The organism is Sorangiineae bacterium MSr11954, from assembly GCA_037157815.1.
GTDB classification, from domain to species: Bacteria; Myxococcota_A; Polyangia; order Polyangiales; family Polyangiaceae; genus Pendulispora; species Pendulispora albinea.
In genome coordinates this window covers 6,892,516-6,917,723 of the sequence record CP089984.1, presented here as the reverse complement: position 1 = coordinate 6,917,723, position 25,208 = coordinate 6,892,516, and the positions used below count along the sequence as shown (strand labels likewise).

Here is a 25,208-nt window from a genome sequence, read left to right as displayed (position 1 = left end):
CTTTCTTCTTCGAAGCCACGCAACCTTCTCTGATTCCGGTCGACGGAAAACCCTAATCGTTCGCTCCACGCCGTACGGCCCGATGCAAGCGCGTCATGGCATCCTGCGCCGTTGCGCGCACGAACCGATCGCGTTCCTGCGGCGCCTCCACCGGATACGAAATGCGGCGCCCGTCTGGCGCGATATACTCCTCGGGATCGATGAACAGGATTTTCAAACCCCGTTCACGCGCCCTCATCTGCACCAGTCGTCGGTCCGCGTGCACGCCCACGACCAGCAGCGAGCGCGCGCGCGGATCGTGCTCGATCACGGGGTAATAGGGGCCCCAGTCATACCGGCGCAGCGAGATCTCGGGGAGCCCGAGGTCGGCGCACTGGCAATCGAAGTTGTTCGTGATGACCGGTCCCACGAGGTGGCCGCTCCGGTGCAAGTCGCGCATCGCGCGATAAAAATCCGTGCTGCCCGCCCGCATGCACGCGCCGTAAATGGCGGTCATCTCGGCGTACTTCCGCTCCGGTGCCGAGAGGACGTCCAGCGCTCCGTCCTCGGCGGCGCGGAACACGAACCCGTAGTCCCCGTGCGAAACTCCATAGATCCGGTGCAGGGTCGAGAGGTGCGGAATGCCGGCTTCGATCGACGGGCCGCAGCCGAGCTCCAGCTGCGCGGGCAGGTAGTCGGCGAGGGCCTCGGGCTCCACGAGGGTCGGCGCCTGCCGCGGCAGCGTCTTGCGCAAGCCCACGTCGAAGAAGACGCGCCACGGCCGCTCGAGCCACCCGTCGGGCAGACGATAGCCGTCGGTGATCAACGTGAGTCCGTAGTGGGCATATCCGGGGGGCGGCATGTGCCCGCGTTTTGCCTGTTCCGGGTGCACCTTGCACTCGGCGATCCGCGCGATCAGGTCGCCGCGTCGCCAGATCGCGTGGCGCAAACCATCGAATGTCTCCGTGCCTTCCGCCCGCCAATCGCCCTGCTCGAGGCGCTCGCGCACGGCCACGCGGTACTCCTGGATATGCTCTTCGGGCAGCGAGAGCTGGAGCGACAGCCAGGCGCGGCGCAGGACGAAGCTTCGTCCCTCCAAACCGTACTCGTCGTAGAAGTGGATGATGCGGCGTTTCTGATCCCGCTCCGATTTCCAGCCCGATTTCTCGGCGTTCGATGGGTGCTGGTGGCGGCGCCAGATCGACTCGGTCCATCGCCGGTGCCAGCCGCTCGCGTCCGAATCGATGTGTCGATGGTAGCGGTCGAGCTCCGCATCGGTCAGGTCGGGGACGACGGTGAACGGAAATTTCATGAGGGTTCCTTGTGGGCGAGCGCGAGGAGGTCCGGTCCACGTCCGGATGCGTAAAGGGCGCGGAGCTCCGCGTCGTCGAGGAAGCCGCGGAGGAGGTGGAGACTGCAGTCCGTTTCGGAGATCGTGAGGGTGAGCCCCGCGGCGCGGAACGCGCGCGCGATCGAGCGGCGCGAGAAGAGGTGGAGGTGATCGTGGCGCAGCGAGCGATAGGCGGCGCCGAACACCTCGAGCTCGACGGCTTCGGCGCTCGGGATCCACGCGGCCGCGAACCCTCCCGGCGCGAGGGCGCGCGCGACCGCGGAGAGCTCCGCGATGGGGTCGGGGATGTGCTCCAGCACGAACTGGTGGAGGACGAGATCGAAGGCGCCGGGTCGAATCGCTTCTTCGTCCAGCGCTTGGGCGAGCGTGCCGGTGAACGTTCGGAAACCATAGAGGTCCAAGGCGCTCTGCGCGGCATACGGGTTCACGTCCACACCCACGCTGGGGATCCTGCGGTCCGCGGCAGCCTGGCGCGTAAAGCCGAACCCGCTCCCCACTTCGAGCAGCGAGGCCGGCGTTCGCCCGGTGGCCGCAATGATCCGATCGAGCAGGCGTCCGCCCTTGTGCTCGCGGTATTCGCGCTCGGCCAAGTAAGACGCGTAACCGGCGCCTCCGCCATCGCGGCGCGAATAGTAACCAGCCCGTGAATACACCTCGCCGGAGGCCGCGCCCTCGACGAGCGCAAGGTGGCCGCAGTCGTCGCAGCGCCCAAAAATCGATCGCTGCGTCCCCGAGCTGCGCGTCACGCAATCACGCAAAGGCGTATGGTGGCAAATCGGACAAATCGGACCAGCTGAGCGCAATTCATCGGCCGGCGACGTCGATGGCGGCGAACGTTCTGCAAATGCCTCGGCCAAGATTGCCAATCTGGATTCGGTCTGGTCGCGCTCGGGGCGCCATTTCGCGCAGTATGCGTCGAGGACGTCCCGCCAGAGCGGGGGAGCGATCCCGAGGGTGCGGCATACCAGCGCCACGTGCTCGTCGGTGGCGTCGTAGAGCAGGCGTTCGCCGCGGTTTCGCTTCCAGGGGGCGCTCATGCGGACCCGCGCGGCCGGTATTCGATGATTGCCCGGCCGATATCGACCAGCGCATGCAGGATCACCTTGACGGGAAACGCCGAGAGGAACGATCGGCCCGCGCGCCGCTCCTCGAACCGGGTCTCCACTTCGTGGACGCGATAGCCCTTGGCGTGCGCCGCCACCAGGAGGAAAATCTGCCAGTATCGGTAGTGGCCGCGGTACGCGAGCAGGTCTTCCAGCACCTCGCGCCGGCACAGGATGAACCCCGACTTGTTGTCCTCGAGGTGCATCCCGAACAGCGTATTCAGCAGCGTATTCAAGCCGCGGGAGATCACGAATCGGCTATCGATCTTCCGCGCGGCACGCGAACGCCAGCCCTGAACGATGTCGCAGCCGCTCGCGCCGAGCGCTTCGTAGAGGCGCGGTAGGTCCTCGGGGCGATATTGGAGGTCCGCATCGAGGATGCATACGAGGCGGCCGCGCGCTCGGTCCAGGCCGGTGCGCCATGCGGCGGCCAGTCCGCGATTGCCGTCGTGGCGAGCCGCGGTGACGAAGGGGTGAGCGCCGCGCACGCGCTCGATCTCGGACCATGTGCCATCGCGCGAGCCGTCGTCGACGAGCACGAGCTCGACCCGGGCGAGCGGTAGATCGCGCAGCACGGCGCCGACCCGCTCCGCCAGCGCGCCGATGTTCTCCTGTTCATCGAAGCACGGCACGATGATCGAGAGATCCATGCGCAGGAATCCTAGAACACGCGTCCGCCGCGCAGCAATTGCCGGAGGGAGGTTCTCGGCTTCAGGGAGTGGGCCGGTGCGCACCGGGCATCATGGCCCCAGAGTCGATCCGTAAGCCGTTGGCGCGCGCGCTTCGCATTGCGGAGCACTCCGCTCCCGTAAAGGACTGGAAGCCCGAAAGGGACGGAGTTGAAGTGTGGTTACCTTGTGGCCCCATACGCATGTAGCCTGGGAGGAGGTCCACACTCTGTCGGTCGAACTTTGCGCCGATTGGCGCAGCCGACCCGCTCGAAATTCGCGATGTCGAGAAACTGAAATGTATGGTGTTCTCGCGGGATATCGCCAGTCTCGGCCGAGACTCGATCTAGAGGTAGCAGGCTAAACTTAGGCTGGTGGCGTTGTGCTCACCATTGAAATAGCCGCTCTGGAGGGAATGCCCTCGAGCTTTGCAGAGCGCGGCGGCTTTCTTCGTGGCTAGCCACCATTCGACGGTGTCCGCGTTGGTGAAGCCGTCGGGATCCTGGGAGACCTCGCTAGCAGCCGCTTGATAGCTTTTCGCGGCGGTCTCCTTCAGACACACGACTTGGTAGGAGCCGCTCGACGACGACGGATGTCCCGTGAAAGCGCCGGAAACGTAACCTCGATCGATGCAAAGCCGAAAGGCGAGGCACCCTCCGAGGGCCCACCGGATCGTGTTGATGTCGGTGGGGGCATTGGGATCGATGGGACATTGTGTGTCTTTCAGCTGCTGCTGATTCGCGTCAAACACGTACGAGTCATTCGGAAAACAAACGACGGGGACGAGCGCACGGTCGAGGTCCTCGAAGCCGGTCGGGTGACCGCTGGCAAAGCCGCGCGATGTGCAAAAGGTGTGAGCCATCCGGCTGGCATGCGCCCACGAAACCGTGCGCACATCGCTAAATCCGTGGCCGGTTGCATCGCGCTCCAGGGTGGTCGTGATGAACGAGGTCATCTTCGTCGTGTCCGGACCTGAATCCGCATCCATACTAGCGTCGAGGTCCCTTCCGCCGGGAGGCGGAATCAGAATGGGATCATCCCCCGCATCGTTGGTGCGCGGCCCCGGCATGCTGTCCGAGCTGGAGCAGCCCGAGTAGAGGACGAGCGCGATGAAGACGGTACCCATCGGCGCGACGAGCGCGTGGCAAAGACGGAGGTTCTTCATGGGATCCAGATCGGCCAATCGAGGGGTGTAGTCGCGTGAAATTAATGGTTTGTCTCTGCTTCAGTCGTCTTTTGCGCTGCGATCTCGAACGATGCGTATCTCATGATCCGCGCCTATCCAACTTGCCCGAGCGGTATCCCTCATATCGGGCGCACCGTGGTCGTAGAGCGCTTGAAGTTGTGCGGAGTACTCTCTACCGTCGCCGACGGTCCTTGGTTCGCAGAGCCATCCGAGGTAGACGACTCCGGCGAAAAAACCGAAAAGCACCAGGGTGCGACGAGGTCGCGGAGGCACGTCGGCGCGGCGAACCGCAACGGCCATGCCGCTCCGGTGCGCGATTCATGACGCAAGGCTCACTTGCTCGGAGCGGTGCGATCCCACCCACTGGCCCGCGCCAGATCCGCGAGCGCGATGTTGTACTCCTTCAACGCGATGATGTGACTGAGGCGCGCGTCCAAGTACATCCTCAGGGGATCCATGATGAAACGGCGATCCGTGGCGCCGAGATCGACCCCGTCTTGCACCTTCGTCAGCCACTTTCGGGTGACCTCTTCGGCGTGCTGCCACCTTGCCTCGCGTTGCTGCGCTTCTGCGGCGGCGGCGTAGGTTTGCTCGACCTCGACGGCCACGCCGCCGAGGGCAAAACGCAAGAGCGACCGAACCTCCTCGAGCGCCGATTCGGCCGCTTCGATTCGGGCCTGCGCAGGCAGGAAATCCATGCTCCAGCGCGCGGCCATGGCGAACCCGGGCCCGATGCCGTTGCTGTTGTAGGGGTTCGGTGCCCACCCGTTTTGCGTGATCGCGCTCGGGGCGACGGTGAACCCCGTGCCGACCCCGATCCCGACGTCGGGGAAAAGCTTGGCGCGCGCGAAGTCGAGCTGACCCACGCGCCCCACGATGCCGGCCCTCGCTTGGTTGATCTCCGGACGAAAGAGGCGCGCGGCCGAGAGGTAGCTGACGATGGGGCCCAAGGTGGTGTCGGGGCGGGCCAGGTGCTCGTTTGGAATATCGAAGTTGGTCGCGACCCCCGTCATGAACCGCAGCGCGGCCATGTTGGAGGCCTCGGGCACATCCGGTTCGCTTGCGCGCAGCCGCAGCTGATCGCGGTAGAACTCGATGCGCAGGCCATCCTCGGGCTCGACGCTCGGATCACCCTTGGCGCGCTTGGCGTTGATGCTGTCGAGCGACTTGTCGACCTTGCCGAGGACGTCGATGAGATGTTCCCGCGTATCGCGCGCGGCCATGACGCTGTAGAACGCTTTTCGTACCGCCATCCGCGTCTCTTGGCGGGCCTTCTCGCTGTCCCACTCGCCGTAACGGATTTGTCCCCGCGCGGCGCGGGCGATCGACTCGATCTTGCCGAACGTATAGAGGGGAATGGCGCCGCGGAGACCCATGCGAAACCATGGGTTGAAGCCGTCCTTGAAGGTCGTATTCACGTCGTCCGCGGTCGCATCCGAGTACGGCGCTGCGCCCCGCAGGTCTGCGATGGAGCTGAGAGAAGCGTCGATGCTCCACTGCGAGAACGGTGTCCACCGAGCCTCGTCGAGCAGCGCGTGGTAACCCGCGACCTTTGCGCGCGCTGCCCAAAGATTCGGATGATTCCGGTCGGCCAGCGCCAAGCACTCGGCCAGCGTGTACGTGCGCTGTTTGGCCGCTTGGCTGGGCGCTGCGACCTTGACCACGCTTTCGTTCGCGGCATCCGAAGGCCCGGCGTTCGCCAGCGGGGCGAGCGCCGAGAGGCCCAAGAAAGCTGCGAGGAAGCGTGTGCGGAAACGACCCATGGACGTCGCCCACCATAGTACGAGGCGGCGCGGGTGCGTAGCCGGTTGTGCAGGGAGGGGAGGGGGCGCGGAGACTTGCGGGATTGCGCGGGCGCCGTCACGGGCCGGTGGTCGTGCTGGGTGAGGGCTTAGCGGTAGCAGATCAGGCCAAGATATTGGTCGTTGTGCTCGCCGTTGTAAAAGCCACCATATCTGGAAGTTCCGCAAACCCAGGCGGCCTGTCTCGTGGCTTGGTGCCACGGTACGGTATCGATGTTGCGGAAGCCGTCTGGGCCTCCAGAAGCCCAGGAGACGGGCGTGTCGCCTTGCAGGGCGTACTCGTCTTTCAAGCAAACGACGGAGTACGAGGCGCCTGGCGCGGTTTGGTGCCCGGTGAAGAGCCCCGTCTCGTAGTTTCGCGCGATGCAAAGACGATGCGCCAAGCATCCTCCCTGGGTCCACCCGATGACGTTGATGTCCGTGGGGGCGCTCGGGTCGATCGGGCAGTTCGTGTTCCGAAGGTCCTGCTGGTTCACGACGAGAACGGGCGCGTCGTTGGGAAAGCAGGTGACACCCACGGCACCGTTGGGCGCTTGGAAACCCGTCGGATGACCGCTCGCAAACCCGTGGCTCGCGCAGTAGTTATGGGCCATGCGGCTGGCACGCGCCCACGAAACGGTGGTCACGTCGGCAAAACCCCAGCCCGTTGCGTCGCGCTCCGCGGGGGTCACATCGAACCGCGACGTTTTCGGTGGGGGAAGTCCTCCTTCAGGATCGCCGCCATCGAGGGCACTGCCCGTGACGAGCGCGCTCGAGACGGAGCCGCGCTCCCCGGCATGGTCATCGAGCTCCGACGGAGCTTCCGAGCCCGACGAACAAGCCACCCCAAGACCCAATGCTGCAAGTGCGGCCAGCCCGGCGAGCGCACGAGCGCCACTTCCGTGAATGTATCTCATGCACTTCAATTCGGCCCCGCGCGCGACGAAGTTGCGCGGAGCCGCCCCCCGGGATTCGCTTCACCCCTCGGACAACAATCGCTCAATCGTCCGGGTCGTCATCGTCCCTTCGAGCATCTCCCGATCCTCGAGCAGCCTCTTGTGCAGCTCGATGTTCGTCCGGATGCCACCGACGATGAACTCGTCCAACGCCCGCCGCATGCGCGCAATCGCCTCCGCGCGGGTCGGCGCGTGCACGATCAGCTTCGCCAGGAGCGAGTCGTAATGAGCCGGCACCCGCCAGCCGCCGTACACGCCCGAGTCCACGCGCACCCCATGGCCGCCCGGCGAGTAGTACTCCGTGATCAAGCCCGGCCACGGCGCGAAGGTGCGCGGATCTTCCGCGTTGATGCGGCACTCGATGGAGTGACCGCGCATGTTCCACGGCCGCGTGTCCGGCAGGTCCAGCTTCTCACCCGCAGCCGCGCGGATCTGGAGCTGCACGAGATCGAGGCCCGTGACGGCTTCGGTCACCGGGTGCTCGACTTGGACCCGGGTGTTCATCTCGAGGAACGAGAGCTCGCCCGTTTCGTCCATGATGAACTCGAGGGTGCCGAGGGAGCGGTAGCCGGTTTCCAGGATGGCGCGGCGGATGACCTCGCCCACGGCGTGGCGCTTTTCGGGGGTCATGGCGGGGCTCGGGGCCTCTTCGATGACCTTCTGGTGGCGGCGTTGCATCGAGCACTCGCGTTCGCCGAGGGTCCAGACGCCGCCGTGTTGGTCGGCGAGGACTTGGAACTCGATGTGGCGCGGGCGCTCGACGAATTTTTCGAGGTAGACGTCGGGGTTCTTGAAGCCGGTTTCGGCTTCGTGGCGGGCGCTGGCGAAGGCGCTCTCGACCTCCGACTCGCTGCGGACGATGCGCATGCCGCGACCGCCGCCGCCGCCCGAGGCCTTGATGATCACGGGGAAGCCGATGCGGTGGGCTTCGCTGATGGCGTGCTTGGCGTCGCGCAGGACTTCGCTGCCTTGGAGCAGCGGGAGACCGAAGCGCAGCGCGTTGGAGCGCGCGGTGACTTTGTCGCCCCAGGCCCGCATGGCCTCGGGGGAGGGGCCGATGAAGGTCACGCCGCACTTTTTGCAAAGGCGCGCGAACTCCGCGTTCTCCGAGAGGAAGCCGTAGCCGGGGTGGATGGCCTCGGCCGCCGTGATCTCGGCCGCGCTGATGATGGCCGGGATATGCAAATAGCTCTTGGTCGCCGGCGCGGGGCCGATGCACACCGCGCGGTCGGCGAAGCGGACGTGGAGCGCGCGGGCGTCGGCCTCGGAGTAGACGGCCACCGTCTCGATGCCGAGCTCGCGGCACGCACGCATGACGCGAATGGCGATTTCGCCGCGGTTGGCGATGAGAATGCGCTTGAACATCGGGGTGCTCAGGCCTTCTGGATGCGGAAAAGCTTTTGTCCGAACTCGACGGCTTTACCGCTCTGCACGAAGATTTCGACCACCGTGCCCGAGCAGTCGGCCTCGATCTCGTTCATGAGCTTCATGGCCTCCACGATGCAGAGGGTCTGCCCGGGGCGAACGACGGAGCCCTTCTCCACGAAGGCAGGGGCCTCCGGGCTCGGGGAGCGGTAGAAGGTGCCCACGAAGGGGCTCGTGATGTCCACCGTGTCGCTCGGTGGCTCGCCGCTCGCGGCCTCCGCGCGCGCTGAAACCGCGCCAGATGCTGCAGCTGCCGTGGCGATGGGCGGCGGGGCGGCATGGGCTAAGGCCGGCACGTACGCCGAGGGTGATACGACGGTGCCGCGCACGATGCGTAGACGGACCTTTTCGTCTTCGTGCTCGAACTCCGCGATGTCTTTTTCTTTTAGTACGTCGAGCAGCTCACGGAGTTTATCGATGTCCACAGTCACTTCGACCTCCCGCCGTCGTTGGACCATATTTTCAGCGACGTGACCAGGCCTGCGAGCGCTAGGAGGTAGCTTTCTCCACCAAAACCCGCGACTCGACCGAGGCAAGCCGGGGCAACCCGGGAGCGCCGGCGGAAGGCTTCGCGTGCGTCGGGGTTCGACAAGTGAACCTCCACGCACGGGATCCCGGTGGCGCGCAGCGCGTCGTAGATGGCGATGGACGTGTGCGTGTAAGCTCCGGGGTTCAGCAGAAGTCCGTCGATGTGACCGCGCGATTCACCGATCCACGTGACGATTTCGCCTTCGTGGTTCGTCTGGCGGCCGCTGAACTCGCAACCGAGCTCGCGCGCGCGCACCGCGAGGCGATCGTGGATGTCGGCGAGGGTCTCCGTCCCGTAAATTTCGGGTTCGCGCGTGCCCAGGAGCTGGAGGTTCGGGCCCGAGATCGACAGGATGCGAAGGGGACGGGTACGGGCGGCGGGGACGCGGCTCACGCGGGGGCTCGCGCTCAGAGCTCCGCCAGGAGCTTGGGGGCCGCGGCGCGCATCAAATAGCGCCCCTTGCCGAAGTTGCCGTTGGGGGCGATGGCCAGGGCCAGGAAGTACGTGTCACCGAGCAAGCGGATGACGGTGATCATTTTGTCCGTCCCCACGGAGACCTCGTGGGTCGAACCTGCCTCGACCATCTCGGCCGCGCGCTTGATCTGCCCGAGGACCACGCCGAACTCGATGCCGACGGTGTTGATGTCGAGCGGGGAACCATCCTTGGTGTAGCTCTCGACCGCGATGCCGCTCGAGTCCATCAGGATGCCCGCGATGCCCCCGTCCGTCTGCTCCACGATGTCACGCAGCGCTTCTTTGAACATGCGCCCAAGGTAAAAGGGACGGCGCATGCCGGTCAATTGCGTAACCTTGACCATTGAAAGACGGCCGGACTAACGTTGGCTCTTCGCGGGCCACCTTTTCGGCCGAGCTCACATTCTCATGCGTTCGAAAGCAGGGGATCCCCCCCGCACCATGGCCGAGAAAATTCTGGCCGGACGCTCCGCGGATCCGTCCGCCTCTCGATCTGGCCCCAGCCGGTCCAGGTCGGCGGTGACGTCCATCGAGGTAAAAGCCGACCAAGTCGTGCTGGCCCGCGATCCGCGCGCGGCCCTGGCCGAGGGCCTCGCCGCGGGGCTGAAAAAGGCGACCCCGGAGCTTGCCGTCGCCTACGACACCATTTGTGTGCGCGATCCCCAGTCGCCGCCCTCCCTTGGCGCCGATTGCCTCTCGCACGGTATCACCTTGGTGCGGCCGGGCGCCGGGTTTGCCGCGCCCGTGCACCTGGAGCGATTTGCATCGCCCGCGCGCTTGGCCGTGACCGACGAGCCGCGGCTCGCGGCCCTGGGGGGCATCGGGATGCTCACCGTGGTGGTGCCCACGGCGATGCTGGGGCAGGCGCTCGCAAAAGGGCGCGTCAAGATGCCGTCGCCGCGCAGCATCCACGTGCAGCTGACGGGGCGCCTTCGGCCGTTCGTCGGGGTGCGCGATGTGGCCTTCGAGTGGATCCGCCGCGATCTCGCCGCCGTGGTGAAGCGGGTCTGTGCCGCGTGCCATGCGCCCGTCGTCCTCGAATTCGGCGGGCCGGGCGCGCGGTTCCTCTCGGTGTCCGAGCGCGCGATCCTCTGCGCCATGGCGCCGCGCGTTGGCGCGTGGGCCGCGCTTTTTCCCAGCGACGAGCGCACGGAGGTCTTTTTGCGCGACGAGCGGCGCTCGAAGGCGCACCGCAGCTTGGTCCCCGACGGGGGCGCGCCGTTCGAGGAGGTGGTGTCGCTCGATTTGGGCGGCGTCGACCCGCTGGTCATGACCGCGGAGTCGGACGAGACGGACCTCGTCTCCTCCATTCACCCGGTGCGCGATCTGGCGGGCAAGCCGGTGTCGCAGGTCTTGCTGGGCGGCGGCAGCGGGGTGACCCTGCGCGAGCTCTTCGTGGTCGCCACATTGCTCAAATCGAAGCGGGTGCCGAAGGGCTTCGATTTTCTGCTCGCCGTTCCATCGCGGCAGATGCTCGAGGTGCTCGCGGAGGCCGGGGCCCTGGCCGATCTGATCGCGACCGGCGCACGCCTGGTGGAGCCCGATCCGCGTGTCGCCAGCGGCGCACTTTATCCTCCTCCGGCGGGAGCGGGCCTGAGCCTATCGACGGGCGACCTTCCGCGCGGCGGTGTGGTCGTGTCGGCGGAGACGCTCGCCTATGCCGTCGCGACGGGGAAAATAGGCGATCCGCGCGCCTTCAAGCGCCCGGTCCGCGTCACCGTGCCGCGCGCGCTGCCCACCGATGACGTGTTCGTGCATCGGTGAGGCGTGCCTGCGGATGGATGCCGGCCACGTCGAGCCGGCGGCGCGCATCGGTGACGATTCGGTGAACGCTCGCCGCACGAACGTTACGCGTACGGACTTTTCTCGTGGCCGCGCGCTGCCGACCGTGCGTTCGCGAACGCCACGTAGAGGAGCTCCCCTCGTTGGCCCCGCACGATCTCGGCCGGAGAAGGCCGTTGGGTCGCAACTTTTTCGTGGGGGCCGAGCATCACCACCAGCCGTTCGAACCCTTCGCCTCCGAGATCGATGCCGACCAGAAAGCCGCTCGCGTCGAGCAGCAAATCGACGTTGGCCTGGAAGCGTTGGCTGATCTCACCCGTTTCGCACACCAAACGAAACGTATCCGAGCCGCCATCGTAGGATGTAGCAACTGCGCGCTCTTCACGAACCATGTGCCAATGCTACGATGAGGGCTGGAAATGTCGAAAGCACGGCTTACGCGTCAGGAGCTCGGCTGGCTGCTCACCCAAGAAGCCGTAGGCGCGGCCGAGCGGCTGCGCGTCGGCGTGCAGGTGCTCAAAACCAACGTCCCACCCCCGATGGCTGATCCGGGCGCGCCCGGATCCAGCAGCAGCCATGAACCCGCTACGTTGGACGCGACCCTCAACGCGCTCGACGACGCGATGAAGATGCTTTCATCGCTGCACGCGCGGCCCATGGGGGTGCGCGGGCGCCGCGGGCGCATCGATTTGGCCGCGCTCATCTGGGAGGTCGCGCCCGACGCGCGCGTCTCGATCGAGCCCGGGAGCGGCACCGAGGTGTTCGCCGACGAGGGCGAAATCCGCCGCATGCTCCATGTGTTGGTGGGGCAGGGGACGGGTGCCGGCTCGGCCATCACCATCCGGCGCGAAGAGGACGACGTGCGCGTGGCCGTGGTCCTGGGACCCGATAGCTCGGTCACCGCCGATACCGAGCGCGCATGGATGAGCCGCATGGCCATCCGCTACGGCGGCCGGTACGAGCTCGAGGGTGGGGCCGAGGTGCTGAGCCTCCCCGCCGATGGAGTGTCGGAGCGCAACGAGCGCGAGGCCCTGCGAAAAGAGCTCGACGAGGCGCGCAAACAAGGCGAAGCGTACGCGCGCGAGCTGGCGCAGGTGTACACGCACGAGGCGGTCGTGACCGCACCTTCCACGGTGCCTCCGCCGCACGCGTCGCACCCGGCCGCGGAGCGTCTGGCCGCGTTGAGCAAGTTCTCCGCCGGGGTCGCGGCGGAGCTGCGCTCGATCCTTTCGCCGGCGGCGCGGCAGCTGCCCGTTCGCCAGCCGCGTCCATCGTCGCCATCGGTGGGGCAGTCGAGCCCGCCGCCGCTGTCCTTGGGCGAGAGCCCCGAGGAGCGCTGGGAAATGGTGCGCCGCGCCCTGGCCCGCGCGCAGGATTTCGTGGGCGCGCTGGCCCATTTGGGCGAGCTCGATCCGGAGGAGCCGCAGGTCGACGTCGACTTGGTGGAGACCGTCCGCACGGTGGTGGCAGGGCTCGCAGGGCGCGCGGATCGGTACGGTGTGGTGCTGCAGGTGAACGCGCGCGTCGAGGGGGTCTTGCCCCCGGCATCGCGCGAGCGAGGACGCGACGACAGCGATCGCGCGCCCCTCTCCGAGCGCGGTCGCGGCGAGGAGATCCCCGTGCGCACGGCGCCGCGGGCCCTCGCGGTGCTGGTGCGGGAGCTCGTGGGGCAGGCGATCGCTTCATCGCCGCGCGGGGCCACCGTCTCCATTTCGATGCGAGGGGACGGCGATGAGCCGGGGGCGGCGCGGCTCACTGTGGACGACGCCGGAACACCGCTGCCCGCTTCCGCCCGGCGCGCCTTGGTGGGGCTCGACATCGAGCCGGGGACTCATGGCCGGGGGACGAGCGTGCCGCTTTACGTGGCCAACGAGGTCGCAAACTGGCTGGGGCTGTCGATGGAGTTGGCGGACGCGGAAGCCGGCGGGCTGCGCGTTGTCGTCACTTTTGCACGCACCCGCTAGCGCGCGACGCGCAACTCGGGCGATAATCGCCAAAAATTCGATGCGCATCCTCATCGTCGAAGACTCGGACTCGGTCAGCAAAATGATCGAAGCGCTCGTCAAAGGGCGCGGTCACCACGTGGAAACCGCCGCATCGGGGCCTCGCGCGCTCGAGCTGGCCTTTACGACGGAGCCCGAGCTCATTTTGCTCGACCTGCACCTATCGGGCTCCTACGACGGCTTCGAAGTCTGCCGAAGACTCCGCGCCGATCCGCGAACCACCGCGGTGCCCGTGGTCGTCATTAGCGCGCTCGACGATAGCGAATCGAAACAACGCGCCCTCGAAACCGGCGCCAGCGCGTATTACACGAAGCCGTTTAGCCCGATGGCCTTGCTCAAGGAGATCGAGAGCTTCCAGACGCGCAGCGCCTGAATGCCGCGCGGCGCCGCCTCGCCAGGTAACCAGGTCAACCAGGTCAACCAGGCAGGGTGAGATGAGGTGCGAGCCTCGTTCGGCTCAGCTACTACAGTTGCTCAAGTTGTTTCTTCGCGCGTTCGGCGGCGAAGGCCATGAGCTCGTTGGCCTCCTCCGGTGGGAGCTTCAGCTTCACCACCAGCGCGTCCAGGAACTGGCGCTCTTCCTCGCCTTGTTCGCCGTCGACGAAGGAGAGGAGCACGGCGTGCTGGAGGAGGATTCGGCGGTCGTCGGCGGAGAGATCTTGGAGCTCGATGTCGTCGAGCGTCTTCTTTTCCTTCGCGTACTCGCGAATCAGCTTTCGTTCCTCGTCGGTCGCATTGAAGGCGACGAGCAGCGCTTCGAGCGTGGCCTCTTCCTTCTCGGCGAAGACATCGTCGGCCCACGCCACGGGAACCAATGCTTTGATGATGGCCAGATCTTCCTCGTGCATCCCCTTACTCCTTCGATGCTCACGGTTGCGTCGCGCGAGCGCCAGCCTCGGTTGAAGGCGGCCACGTACCCTCCCGGGAGCTACACCCTCGTCATCTGCCTATAGCACCCTTTACTTCGCACGGATGCGCGCCTTTCGTGCAAGCTCGCCGGCCGGCGCGGCCACCTCGGTGAACTCACCTTGGCCGATGTGCAAACGCTTTCGAAACGTCGAAGGCCCCGCAACGAGAATATCCACGTCGGTATCGCACGCGAGCTGATCGATCGAAGCCTCCGGCCCGAGCCCCGTGAGCAGCCAAATTTCCGCGCCGCGCGGGTTCGCGGTCACGTGCACGGTGCCGGGTGCGCCGTGACCGCCGACTTCGCTCCCCGGCTCGCCCGGCGGCCACGGATCGACCGCGCCCGGCTTGACGCGCGATCGTTCGAGGTCGACGCTCAATTCATAACGCGGTTTCCCGGAGCTCGTGTCCCATGTGGCGCGCGCGGGCACGACCGCACGCTTGGGCGCATAGCCTTCGGCCGTGGCCACGAACTCCAGGCGCGCGCCCACCGGCATGCGCCCCACGTCGAGCGGCGCCGGCCCGGCGCGCACCAACATTTCCGCGTTGGGCGGTGCGTCGGTGATGACCAAGGTCGCCTTGCACGTCTTGCGCGGCGCGGAAGCGCTGGGCGCCGGCGCCGCCGAAGCCCGCTCCGCCGGCACCAAGCTCGGGGACCGCGACGAGCCCGGACGCAAAATCCACGTGAGGATCGCCGCGCCCGCGATCAGAACGACCAGTAGCCCGATCACCAGCCACACGTTGCTGCCGCGCCCCAGCTTCGATGTGCCGCCGCCCGCGCCCGGATCGCGCAGCCCAGGGGCTTCCAAGCCAGGGCGCCGCAGAATCGACGATCCGCTCGAAACGGGCCGCGACAGGGGCGATCCGGTGGACGCGGGCGACATCGCCGACATCGGTCCGCTCGCCGACATGGGCGCGCTGGCCGACATGGGCGCGCTGGCCAATATGGAGTTGCCTGAGTTGCCCGAGCTGCCCAAATTGCCCAAGCTGACCGAGCTAGACGGAGCTCCGAGCGAATGGGGCGAGCTGGGCGCTGCCAGCGGCACGGATCCGCGCTCGGAGGCGGCGTCGCGGTAGCTCAAAGGCCCGCTGCTCGCGGCCTCGCGGGAGCTGGACGGGAACGCATGCGCTGGGGTGCGCGTGGAGGGCGCGACGCCCTCGCGGTATCCCGGCGCGGGCGGCGGGGTAGGGGTCAGCCCGACAATGCCTGCAATTTCTTTGAGATCGAGCGCCACGATCGAATCGGAGCGCGGCGCGGGGGCCTCCACCTCGAAGGCGGAGAGAAGGCTATCGACCTCGTCGCGCGAGCGCGCCCGGCGCCGGCCTCGCACGCTGGGGGCGCTGGGGCGATCGGCGTCCGATGCTCGACCGAGCGAAGGGTGCGAGGGATTCGAGCCGCGCAGGCCGCGCGACTCCGGCGAAACGGACGCATTGCGGCCCACGCCCAAGGTCACCCGCTTCACCTCACGCGCAAGGCGTGCGAGCGCGCGCCGTCCGGCGGCACGGTTTACGGGGATGAGCGCCAGCTCCAGCTCCTGGGCGAGTGAGGCCACCCCGCTGCCCGGTGCGCGCTTGGCGGCTGTGTCGAGGGCAGGGGTGAGCGAGCCGCTCGCCTCGAGCAAACGCTGCAGCAAAAGGCGAATCGACTCCTCGGTGTCCCCGTTGGCCTCGGCCCGCTTTTGACGAACGATGGCCACGGTTCCTTCGTCGCCGATGTAGACCTGCCGCGGATCGACTTCCCCCGCGACCAGGCCAGCGCCCTCGGCAATCTCGAGCACGAGATAACCCGCCAGCTCGGGAGCGAGCGGTACACGCTTCGCGCTCACGACCGCGAACACCTCCTCTAGGGTGATCGAGGATTCGAGCGGACCGCTCATGTGCACATCCTTACAGCGACCTAAAACCTAGGACAAACGAACCAACACGAACGAGAGCGAACGTACAAAGCTCGACACTATAACGGGACGAAGCGAGCCCGATCAACCCGTCGGACGAACGTTTCGACTCTCGTAGCCATCGAGCAGTTTTTCCACCGAAGCAAGGTTGTTTTCGATGGCTTCTTGAACGATGGCCGTCATCGTCGTGCTCGACCCTTTGAGCGCTTCGTAATAACGCTGGCGCTCGGTCGAGTGAACGATCGAAGGGGGATAGCCGCTCCTCAGCAGGAGCAAGTTCATGAACAGTCGCGCGACTTTTCCGCTGTCCATCGGAAAGGGAAAGACGCGCAAAAGATCGTAGTGGGCGCGCGCCGCCACGCGCACACCCGTGCGGGTGCGGCGCGTCTCCGGATCGTTCACCCAGTCGATGATCTGTCGAACTTTGTAGGTGATCTTGTCGGGCGGCGCGTACTCGTGGAAGTAGAGCCGGTGCTGCGGAATATCCTTCCGATAACGCACCGTCTTCACGTCCCCTTCCTCGGGGTGAAGGGTGACATAGATTTTCTTCACGACGTCGACCGTGATGGGCAGCCTGCGCCGCACGGCATAGTCGCGGATGAAATGGAGCGCCTCGCGGTGCCGCCGGATCTCTTCACAGACCGGCTGCATGCCCGAGTCGGCCGTGACCGACGCGTTCGGGTCGATGGCCGTCTTCAGCTCTTGAAAGGTGTAGACCACCCCTTCGATCGCGCTGTCGTGATAGATCCACGACATGTCGAGATTTTCCCGGTAGGCCAGCTGGAAGTCCGCGTCCGCCTTCTGGAGGCGCCCCTCTAGCAGATGCGTGCGTTCTTCCACCGAGACCACCTTGGGGGGTTCGGGAGGGGGCGCGAGCAGTTTTTTCTTGGCTGTATTTTTCGTGGGCATGGCCGGCCGGCGCCAGCGGCTGAGGCGGGTTTGAAAGCCATTACAGGCTAGTCGGACGGTACAAGAGAGGTCAAGGATTGCCCCAATGTTGGTTCAACTCCAGATTCGAAACCTCGTTCTTATCGAAAATCTAGTGCTAGAGCTTCGTGGGGGCTTCAACGTTTTGACCGGTGAGACGGGGGCCGGGAAGTCGATGATCATCGACGCCCTGTCCTTGGTATTGGGGGGCCGAGCCCGCGCCGACCTCGTCCGTGCCGGTGCGCGGGAGGCGGAGGTGGAGGCGCTCTTCGAGATCCCGGCGGGGTCGCGGGTGCTGGCGAAGCTGGAGGCTGCGGGGATCCCCTTCGATGCGACGGGTGGAAGCGGTGTCGCTTTGGTGATCCGCCGCGTTTTGCAGGCGGACGGGGGCGAAGCGTCCTCCAAGGCGGCGGGTGGTGGGAGCTTGCGGACGCGCGCCTACCTCAACGGTCGACTCGGAACGGCGGCGCAGCTGGCGGAGCTCGCGCCCGACCTTTGCGACATTGCGTCGCAGCACGAGAGCGTGAGCCTGACCGATCCGACCACCCACGTCGAGTACCTCGATGCCTTCGGCAAGTTGGATGCGCTGCGCGACACCTTGGCCGAAGAGGTCGACGCGCTGGCGTCGGTGGTCAAGTCGCTGGAGGCGGTGCGCGAGTCGGAGCGCGGACGCGCCGAGCGGGAGGACTTCGTCGCCTTTCAGCTGCGCGAGCTCGACGAGCTGGGCCCGGAGCCGGGCGAAGAAACGTTGCTCGAGCAAGAGCGCGCTCGGCTGCGCCACGCGGAGCGCCTGACGCAGGCCACGAGCGCCGCCGCCGAACGTCTCTACGAAGGGGAGGGGGCCATCTGCGACGAGCTGGGTCGCCTCGCCGCCGACGTCGATAGCGCGGCGTCCCTCGATGGCTCCTTGGCGCCGCTCGCGCGTCAAATCGAATCGGCCCGCTCGGAGCTCTCCGACGCGGCGCGCGCGCTCGCCCGCTATGCCGAGGGCGTCGATCTCAACCCGCAGCGGCTGAGCGAGATCGAGGACCGCCTCTTTCGCTTACAGAAGCTCTTGAGGAAGTACGGCCCCACCACCTCCGAGCTCTTGGTGCACCGCGACTCCCTTCGCCACGAGCTCGAGAGCCTCGAGGGCTCGACCGTTCGCGCGGCGGAGCTCGAGCGAGACCGCGATCAGCGCCTCGGCAAGGTGGGCGCCCGCGCGCGGACGCTCTCGCAAAGGCGCCGTCAAGCCGCTGAAAAGCTGGCCGACGCCGTGGGCCGGGAGCTCGCGCAGCTGGGCATGGGGCGCGCGCGCGTGGTCGTCGAGGTCGCGCCCACCGCCCCCAACGGGGTCGTCGACACCAGCTTGCAGATCGATGGCGCCCGCCTAACGCGCACCGGCATCGATCGCGTGGAGTTTCTCATCGCGCCCAACAAAGGCGAAGAGCCCCGCCCGATGCGGCGCATCGCCAGCGGCGGCGAGCTCTCGCGCGCGCTGCTCGCCTTGAAGCGCGTGCTCGCCGAAAAAGGGCCCGCGGGCCTCTACGTCTTCGACGAGGTCGACGCGGGGGTGGGCGGCGCCATCGCCGAGGTCATCGGCCGTTCGATCGCCGACGTGGCGCGGCACCGCCAGGTCCTGTGCATCACGCACCTCCCGCAGATCGCGGCGCTGGCCGACGGGCACCATGTCGTCGGCAAGAGCGAGGTGCGGGGGCGAACGCTCACCACCGTGCGCCCGCTCAGCGAGAAGGAGCGGATCGAAGAGGTGGCGCGCATGATCGGCGGCGTGAAGGTCGGCGATGCGGCGCGGAGGGCGGCCGAAGAGATGCTTGCGGGGCGGAAGTAGTAGGCGGAGAAGAAGAGGAAACCGCCAGGGCGCTAGGGGCGCTAGCAGGGAAAGAAAGGGATTTGGGGGGTCTCTTCCTCTGTTTGGGTTTTCTCTTCCTCTGCTTGGGTTTTCTCTTCCTCTGCTTGACCTCTTTGGCGATCCTGGCGCCCTGGCGGTGAAAATCGACAGCGCGCCCCGGCGGTGAAATCAACACCGCGCCCCAGCGGTGAAATCAACACCGCGCCCCAGCGGTGAAATCGACACCGCGTTGCGGTGGTGGTGTCGACATCGTGCCCGCCGGTGAACCGGTGAGATCTACATCGCGAAGACGGCGGCCAGGTTTTCGGAGAAGCGCAAAGGTTTTTGGCGGCGGGTGAGCACTTCGCAGCCGTCGCGGGTAACGAGGATGGTGTGCTCGAATTGAGCGGAGAGGCTGCCGTCGACGGTGCGGACTGTCCATTTGTCATCGGCGTCGATGTCGACTTCGAAGCGGCCGAGGTTCACCATGGGCTCCACCGTGAAGATCATGCCGGCCTTGAGGCGCTGGCCGTCGCCGCGCTTGCCGAAGTGTTTCACCTGGGGGGGCTCGTGGAAGCGGCGGCCGATGCCGTGGCCCACGAAGTCGCGCACCACGCTGCAGCCTTGGGCCTCCACGAAGCTTTGGATCGCGTAGCCGATGTCGCCGAGGCGCGCGCCTTCTTTGACCTCGGCGATGCCCAGCTCGAGGCCGCGGCGGGCGGTTTCGACCACCAGGCGGGCCTCGGGGCTCGGGGTGCCGATGTAGAAGGTGGCCGACGTGTCGCCGTGGAACCCGTTGTAGAGCGTGGTCACGTCGACATTGATGATGTCGCCGTTTTTGAGCACCTCGTCGCCCGGGATCCCATGGCAGACGACATCGTTGATCGAGGTGCAGACGCTCTTCGGAAAGCCTTTGTAGTTGAGCGGTGCCGGGATGGCGCCGCGGCGCAGGGTGTCCTGGTGGACGATGGTGTTGATCTCCTCCGTCGTCATCCCCGCCCGGAGCTTTTCGCCCACGAGAACCAGCGTCTCCGCCGCCATTTGGGCGGCAACGCGAACGCCTTCGATCTCTTTGATGCTCTTGATTTCTACGCCCACGGCATACTCCAGTCTTTTCCTTAAGGATCGCCCGCGCCCCCAGGTCAAGCCGCCACCCGGGATTTCAAACCATCGACGTTCAACGCACGGTGGTTTCACCGAACGCAGCCGCTTCGCGGACCGCGCTCGCTACGTCTTTGCTGTCGGGCGAAGCATGAAAGTGCAGCTCGGTATCCCCGTCGGGGCGAACGAACTCGCGCACGAACACGATGAAGATTCGTCCGCCCAACCGATTTTGGAAGTTCTTCAGGATGTTGGATGCGGGGCTGGATCGATCGATGCGAACCGTGAAGTTCTCGACCGATGGCGGGTGCTCGCCCGCCAAACGCTCCAGGGTACGAAGCCCGAGATCGTAGCGGGAGTCCACACCGTCGTTCTTGGCCGTGACGGTGTCGACCCGCGCACGTAGGACAGCATCCCCCACTTGCGTACGTTCTCGCAGTGTGGGATCGGAGCGCGGGTTTGCGGGCTGCTGGCTTAGGCTGAGGTCGAGCCCGACGGCGCGTGGTTCGATGTCGTCATCGAACAACTGCGTGGCCCTTCCCGCATACGCCGGGAGCGGGCGCGAGGCGCTTTTTCCTCCGGCCGACGCACCGCCACAACCGAGAGCGAAGGCCGAAGCGATGCCCAAAGCGATGACGGTGTGCGAGAAGCGCATAGAAGGGCTTTTACATCATTTTTCGCCTTCGGCCGTCGAAGTCTTGGTACCCCGGCCATCCAAAACCAAGACGGCGTCGAGAGCTCGATACGAAAAAATCGCTCCTCACCACATATCCCACGTGAGGTGCAGCATGTTTGGTCCCAATCATGCACCGATGCTACGCTTCAAGGCGCCGGTCGCAGATCGGACCCCGAGCACGCGCGGGTCCTCGCTGGGCCAAGCGCAAACGTTAGCGGAGGAAGAAGAGTCCCATGAAGCATTGCATCCTGTTCGCCTCGGTCATTCTCGGAGGCGTGGCTCTTTCCGTGAGCGGTTTTGCCGCCGATACCAAAGCAGGTGGCGCGGGTGCAGGCGCGAATGCCGCCATCGAAGCGCCGACGGTTGCAACCTTGGCACCCCAGCAAGAGGGCTTCAAGTGGGGCATGACCCGCGCAGAGGTCATCAAGCTTCACAATCAACTCAACGGCGTCTTCGACCGTGAGTACAACCCGCTGCTCATGAAGATGCAGCCGGGCATTCGCATGCAGGCGCTCGAGTCGGAGCGCGAGACGCGAAAGCTGCAGTTTGCACGGAGCCTGCACGAGTTCAAAGAGGTCCCCAGCGGCTTCGACGCTACGGGCTTGAAGGGCGAATACAGCTACAAGAACAACGAATCGGCGCTCGTGCTCGAGGGCTCGCAGAAGCGCAGGTTCTTCTTCTTCGTCGGCACCTCGCCGGGCGAGCGCCTCTGGAAGATCTACGACGAGGTGAAGCTGGTGGACGGCGGCACCCTTGGTAAGTCGTACCAGGAGGCGGTATCTCGAATGAGCAGCCAAGTCTCCGTCCAAGGCCGCGCACGCAACGCGGATCCGGCGCGCTGGCTGAACCTGCCGTACACCGAGTGGCAAGATGGCTCCACCCACCTTCGCATCGTCGATCGCTCCGGCGAGCGCATGGTGGGCGTGGCGCTGGAGGAGCGGAACACCTACCGGAACATCGCTCAGCTCCGGCCGAACAAGCTCGATGATCCGCTGGCGCTCGACCCGAGCATCGCCTTGGTGACCAAGGGCGAAATCAGCGATCCGAACGCCAAGCCCGCGCCGAACGCCGCCGCCGCGGAGACGAAGGGCAACAAGGGGGCGGGCAAGGCCGCGCCAAAGAAGAAGTAAAGGGCGTCTTTCGAAGGTCGAAACCAGGAAAAATCCGGAAAAAGGGCCAGGCTCGCGAAGGACTCGAAGTGCCGGCATCTTTTCGGTAGGCGACATGGTATGCTCGCTCGCCAACAGCGTGCGCGTATCGGTGAACACCAAAACTCCCCCAGCCCCGGCCTCCTCGGCCCCGTCGGTCTCCTCAGCCGGCTCGGCGCCGAACAAGTCCGCTCTTCGCGAGCCGGTCGCCAAGTTGTGCCGCGATGTGTTGGCGCCACTGGTTCATGCCGACGGGGGAATCTTGTTCCTCGTCAACGTGACCGCGGAAGATGTGCACATCCACCTGGGCGGCGCGTGCGCGGGTTGCCCCGGTGCGGCGGTGACCCGCGAGCGCATGCTGGAGCCGGCGCTGAAAACGGTGCTCCCGAAGGCGCGGCTCCATGTGACCACCGGTTTTCGCGTGCCCGAGGGGGCGGAGAAGATCGACGTCGGCTAGTGCGGGACGGTCTCGTCCGTTTGGCAGGATGCGGGAGAGGATCGTGAGGCATTCGAAGCTCGATCGCGCTATTGGACGAACCCGCTCGCAATTGGTGAGCGGGACGCGTTATCTTTCCGCGGCACCGCCCGTTTCGACGGCGTGTGCGAGGTAGGCGTGGCGACCCGGTATCGGCTGCGATTTCTTCTTCAGGAGTTCGACCTGGCCAGGGGCGCGACCCTCATTGGTCGCAGCGCCGAGTGCCATGTCACGATCGAGGACCCGCTGGTCTCCCGTCAGCACGCGAAGATCGTCATCTCGGGCGACGTGGCCATCTTCGAGGATCTCGGGAGCCGCAACGGGGTGAAGGTCAATGGCTCCCCGATCAAGGGCTCCGTTCGTCTGAAGGACGGCGACCGCTTGCGCATCGGGACGCAAGAGTTGGTGTTCTGCGAGGTGGGCGCGGGGATCGCGCCGCCGGCCAAGACCACCGGTTTCCTTCGCTACTGCGCCGCGTGCCGCTTGCCGTACCCTCAAGAGCTAGCCGCTTGCCCCGCCTGCGGCGCCACCGAGCAGACCGACGAAGATACCTTGAGCGGGCAGTTCGGCGCGTCCTCGAAGCAGGCCGCGTGGAGCGTGCAGCTGCTCGTCGAAGTCACCGAGAAGGCGCTCGCGCTTGGCCGTACCTCCGACGCGGTGCGGATGCTCCAGCGCGCCAAGGTGCAGCTCGAGGAGCGGCTCTCGACCGGCGGCAATGTGGAGGGCGATCAGGTCGAAGGGCTGGCGCGATCGGCCTTACGCGTAGCGCTCGCAGCGTCCGATCCGGCCTGGGCTTGCTGGGCGCTTCACTTGTACGACGAGCTGCGCTTTTACCCATCCAGGACGGTGGTCGAGGCGCTTCGGGAGGTGGGGAAGAAGTATCCTGCCGATCTCGCAAAACCCACAGAGGAGCTCTTGGCGGAACTGCGTGGGCGAGAAGGGGCGGAGTCCGCACACTGGCCTCTGGTGGAATTGGAGCAGCTGGTCGTGTTGCTCGCCTCCCTCGCCGAGGGGGGGCAGGATCAGGCGGCGTCCGATGGTGATGGCCAAGAACCTGTCAATCCGAATCTATCCTGAGGACATCCATTGGCGTTCGCTCGCGGTGGAGGGTAAGAGTGGGCGTGATGGGCGGTGAGGCCTAAGCGCTATGCGGTTTCGTTTGCGCTATTTGCAGCACGACCTCGAGCTCATGGAGGGAGAGTTCGCCGTCGGACGCAACGCGAGCTGCCAGCTTTCGCTCGATGATCCGCTGGTGTCACGCCGCCATGCGTTGCTGCGCATCTCGCCCCATGCCGTGTCCATCGAGGACCTTCAAAGTCGAAACGGTGTCCTCCTCAATGGCCAGCGCATCGAGGGAATCGTCACCGTGGCGCCCGGCGATCGCATCCTCATCGGCTCGCAGGAGATGACCTTGCTCGCGGTGGAGGAGCACCCCGCGCGCTCGCGTCTCAACTTGACCCTCCCCAAGATCACGCCGGCCACGCCGCTGGTCTCGCCGCCCGCGTCACCGCCGGTTTCGCCGCCCGCGTCGCCACCGGTCTCGCTGCCCCCGACGCCGCCGGCCTCGCCCCAAGCGACGTCCCAGGTGCCGGCGCAAGGGGCGCTCTACGTTCCGTCGCACGTTTCGCAGGCGTCGCAGGCCTCCGTTCGTGAGGACGCGGCGGCCGAGGAGCCGAGCGGGGCGCACCGTCCAACGCCGTCGACCGCGCAGCTGTTCGCCAAGATTCATTCGTCGACGACCGAGCCCGGGACCCGAAGCCCGGTGGTCGACCGCCCCTCGTCGCCGGGCGCGGCGCCGGTGGCGGGGCGCGTGGGCTCGACCCCGGGCACACCGCTGCGCGCGGTGGCCACGACCGGGCAGCCCGTTTCACCGCGCCAGGAGTCGCGCGCGGATCTGTCGCCGGTGCCTGCGCGGCCGCCGTCGTCGGGATCCGGAGCGGGGCCGTCGCCGTCGGGTCCTGCATCGTACCGGCCGCCGCCGCCGCTGCCCGTGGGGGGCGGTTCGTCGCCCGAGACCGAGTACGAGCCCACGATGGTGCGCCGCGCCGATGCCTTTACGCTCCTCGCCGGGGTGGCGGAGAAGGCGCTGGCCATGGGGCGCGCCGTGGAAGCGGAGCGCATCTTGGCGTCGCCGTTGGGCGATGTGATCGAAGCGAGTCGCGCGGGCAAGCGGATCATTCCGTCGTTGGTCGACCAGGCGGCGCGGTTCTCCGCGAAGCTGGCCACCGCCACCGGCAAGGGGGCGTGGGCCGACTACGTGATCGAGCTGTACTCGGCGCAGAAGCGCCCGTGCCCTGCGCCGGTGATCGATGAGCTTTACAACGCGCTCCGTCGCGTGACGGCGATCGATCTGCAGCGCCTGCGCGAGTACATCGAGGATCTGCGCTCGCGCCTCTCGACGTTTGGTCCGGCGGAGCGCTTTCTCTTTCAGCGCCTCGAGGGCCTGGAGCGGCTGGCCGCGCTGCGTTAGTCGTCCGGCGAAGGGGCGACTAACCGCGCTCGCGACCGCCCCGGGTGTGGGCTTGCCAGGCGAGGCTATGGCTCGCCGAGTTGCGGAGCGTCTCGCGGAGCTCGCGATCTTCGACGCGGGCGAGCTGCAGCTCGAGCTCGAAGGGGAGGGGGAGCGGGGCCGGGACGGCGCGCGAGGTGCGCCGCTCGGGGGGGCGCTGCGGCGGATCGATGGGGGCCACGCGGAAGCGAAGCTCGGAGACCTCCACCCCCGCGTCGCGAAGGCGCGAGATGACCGACGCCGTCAGCATCGAGAGCTCGCTGGCCCATACGCTGGTGGAGACCCGCACCGTGAGCACCCCGCGCTCCAGCGACACCGGCTTGGCGCGATCGGCGATGCGGTAGCCGACGGCGCGCTTCCACGTCTGAATCGGGATGGGCACGGGGTTCCGCGCGAAGCGGCTGTCGCCCGCGCGCTCCAGCACCGTGTCGATCCCCTCGGGCACGCGCAGGATCGGTCGCTTCCGGCGGCGGTTCATGGTTTCACCTTACCTCGACCGGGCCCCG

Annotated in this window: 24 protein-coding genes and 1 pseudogene; 8 read left to right on the top strand and 17 right to left on the bottom strand. The window is 66.6% G+C overall.

Annotated elements, in window-relative coordinates:
* Positions 1-52 precede the first annotated feature (52 nt).
* The 10 genes from LZC94_26730 to LZC94_26685 all read right to left on the bottom strand — a co-directional run bounded on the left by LZC94_26730 (position 53) and on the right by LZC94_26685 (position 9,796).
* A complete protein-coding gene (locus tag LZC94_26730) occupies positions 53-1,291 on the bottom strand; it encodes a hypothetical protein (protein ID WXB11448.1) in 1,239 nt (412 codons plus the stop codon).
* Positions 1,288-2,076 carry a class I SAM-dependent methyltransferase gene (locus tag LZC94_26725; GenBank protein ID WXB11447.1) on the bottom strand — a complete coding sequence of 263 codons (789 nt, stop codon included), beginning with the start codon at positions 2,074-2,076 and terminating at the stop codon, positions 1,288-1,290. The genes LZC94_26730 and LZC94_26725 overlap by 4 nt, the downstream gene beginning before the upstream one ends.
* Before the next feature lie 287 nt (positions 2,077-2,363).
* Positions 2,364-3,083, bottom strand: a complete 720-nt coding sequence (locus tag LZC94_26720) for a glycosyltransferase family 2 protein (protein WXB11446.1) — start codon at positions 3,081-3,083, stop codon at positions 2,364-2,366.
* 364 nt (positions 3,084-3,447) lie between these two features.
* On the bottom strand, positions 3,448-4,284 hold the full coding sequence (locus tag LZC94_26715) for a hypothetical protein (GenBank protein WXB11445.1): 837 nt from the start codon (positions 4,282-4,284) through the stop codon (positions 3,448-3,450).
* A gap of 335 nt (positions 4,285-4,619) precedes the next feature.
* Entirely contained in the window at positions 4,620-6,050 is a 1,431-nt protein-coding gene (locus LZC94_26710; GenBank protein WXB11444.1) for a TolC family protein, read from the bottom strand.
* Between the two features lie 128 nt (positions 6,051-6,178).
* Positions 6,179-6,985, bottom strand: coding sequence for a hypothetical protein (locus LZC94_26705; GenBank protein WXB11443.1), 807 nt, complete (start codon positions 6,983-6,985; stop codon positions 6,179-6,181).
* Positions 6,986-7,045: 60 nt separating this feature from the next.
* On the bottom strand, positions 7,046-8,389 hold the full coding sequence (accC, locus tag LZC94_26700) for an acetyl-CoA carboxylase biotin carboxylase subunit (GenBank protein WXB11442.1): 1,344 nt from the start codon (positions 8,387-8,389) through the stop codon (positions 7,046-7,048).
* An 8-nt stretch (positions 8,390-8,397) separates the two neighbouring features.
* On the bottom strand, positions 8,398-8,880 hold the full coding sequence (gene accB / locus LZC94_26695) for an acetyl-CoA carboxylase biotin carboxyl carrier protein (GenBank protein WXB11441.1): 483 nt from the start codon (positions 8,878-8,880) through the stop codon (positions 8,398-8,400).
* A complete protein-coding gene (locus LZC94_26690) occupies positions 8,877-9,371 on the bottom strand; it encodes a 3-dehydroquinate dehydratase (protein ID WXB11440.1) in 495 nt (164 codons plus the stop codon). Before LZC94_26690 ends, accB begins: the two co-directional genes overlap by 4 nt.
* A 14-nt stretch (positions 9,372-9,385) precedes the next feature.
* A complete protein-coding gene (locus LZC94_26685) occupies positions 9,386-9,796 on the bottom strand; it encodes a hypothetical protein (GenBank protein ID WXB11439.1) in 411 nt (136 codons plus the stop codon).
* Positions 9,797-9,971: 175 nt separating this feature from the next.
* Between LZC94_26685 and LZC94_26680 the strand changes: the two genes are divergently transcribed.
* Positions 9,972-11,216 (top strand): hypothetical protein, encoded by a 1,245-nt coding sequence (locus LZC94_26680; protein ID WXB11438.1) that lies wholly within the window; start codon positions 9,972-9,974, stop codon positions 11,214-11,216.
* Positions 11,217-11,299: 83 nt separating this feature from the next.
* Here the strand turns inward: LZC94_26680 and LZC94_26675 are convergent, their stop codons facing one another.
* Positions 11,300-11,626, bottom strand: a complete 327-nt coding sequence (locus LZC94_26675) for a hypothetical protein (GenBank protein WXB11437.1) — start codon at positions 11,624-11,626, stop codon at positions 11,300-11,302.
* A 27-nt stretch (positions 11,627-11,653) separates the two neighbouring features.
* Between LZC94_26675 and LZC94_26670 the strand changes: the two genes are divergently transcribed.
* Both LZC94_26670 and LZC94_26665 read left to right on the top strand, forming a co-directional pair.
* Complete coding sequence (locus tag LZC94_26670; protein WXB11436.1) at positions 11,654-13,198, top strand: hypothetical protein; 1,545 nt, start codon at positions 11,654-11,656, stop codon at positions 13,196-13,198.
* Between the two features lie 40 nt (positions 13,199-13,238).
* Entirely contained in the window at positions 13,239-13,610 is a 372-nt protein-coding gene (locus tag LZC94_26665) for a response regulator (GenBank protein ID WXB11435.1), read from the top strand.
* Between the two features lie 91 nt (positions 13,611-13,701).
* On the opposite strand, the gene LZC94_26660 is transcribed toward LZC94_26665, so the two are convergent.
* From LZC94_26660 to LZC94_26650, 3 genes are all read right to left on the bottom strand, one after another.
* Entirely contained in the window at positions 13,702-14,085 is a 384-nt protein-coding gene (locus tag LZC94_26660; protein ID WXB11434.1) for a TerB family tellurite resistance protein, read from the bottom strand.
* Between the two features lie 111 nt (positions 14,086-14,196).
* Positions 14,197-16,020, bottom strand: a complete 1,824-nt coding sequence (locus LZC94_26655) for a hypothetical protein (GenBank protein ID WXB11433.1) — start codon at positions 16,018-16,020, stop codon at positions 14,197-14,199.
* A gap of 102 nt (positions 16,021-16,122) precedes the next feature.
* Positions 16,123-16,878 (bottom strand): Fic family protein, encoded by a 756-nt coding sequence (locus LZC94_26650; GenBank protein ID WXB11432.1) that lies wholly within the window; start codon positions 16,876-16,878, stop codon positions 16,123-16,125.
* A gap of 202 nt (positions 16,879-17,080) precedes the next feature.
* Between LZC94_26650 and recN the strand changes: the two genes are divergently transcribed.
* On the top strand, positions 17,081-18,793 hold the full coding sequence (gene recN / locus LZC94_26645; GenBank protein WXB11431.1) for a DNA repair protein RecN: 1,713 nt from the start codon (positions 17,081-17,083) through the stop codon (positions 18,791-18,793).
* Positions 18,794-19,090: 297 nt separating this feature from the next.
* Here recN and map read toward each other — a convergent pair whose 3' ends face one another.
* Together map and LZC94_26635 are read right to left on the bottom strand one after the other, a co-directional pair.
* Positions 19,091-19,834: a type I methionyl aminopeptidase gene (gene map, locus LZC94_26640; GenBank protein ID WXB20252.1), complete on the bottom strand. Its 744-nt coding sequence runs from the start codon at positions 19,832-19,834 to the stop codon at positions 19,091-19,093.
* A gap of 136 nt (positions 19,835-19,970) precedes the next feature.
* Entirely contained in the window at positions 19,971-20,315 is a 345-nt protein-coding gene (locus LZC94_26635) for a hypothetical protein (protein WXB11430.1), read from the bottom strand.
* A 488-nt stretch (positions 20,316-20,803) separates the two neighbouring features.
* Here LZC94_26635 and LZC94_26630 point away from each other — a divergent pair, with 488 nt between their 5' ends.
* From LZC94_26630 to LZC94_26615, 4 genes and pseudogenes are all read left to right on the top strand, one after another.
* A complete protein-coding gene (locus tag LZC94_26630; GenBank protein ID WXB11429.1) occupies positions 20,804-21,700 on the top strand; it encodes a hypothetical protein in 897 nt (298 codons plus the stop codon).
* Positions 21,701-21,794: 94 nt separating this feature from the next.
* Positions 21,795-22,175, top strand: a complete 381-nt coding sequence (locus tag LZC94_26625) for a NifU family protein (GenBank protein ID WXB11428.1) — start codon at positions 21,795-21,797, stop codon at positions 22,173-22,175.
* Positions 22,176-22,331: 156 nt separating this feature from the next.
* Complete coding sequence (locus tag LZC94_26620) at positions 22,332-23,270, top strand: FHA domain-containing protein (protein WXB11427.1); 939 nt, start codon at positions 22,332-22,334, stop codon at positions 23,268-23,270.
* 112 nt (positions 23,271-23,382) lie between these two features.
* Positions 23,383-23,550 (top strand): annotated as a pseudogene (locus LZC94_26615) (FHA domain-containing protein).
* Between the two features lie 1,132 nt (positions 23,551-24,682).
* Here LZC94_26615 and LZC94_26610 read toward each other — a convergent pair.
* Complete coding sequence (locus LZC94_26610; GenBank protein WXB11426.1) at positions 24,683-25,180, bottom strand: DUF721 domain-containing protein; 498 nt, start codon at positions 25,178-25,180, stop codon at positions 24,683-24,685.
* Between the last annotated feature and the right edge of the window lie 28 nt (positions 25,181-25,208).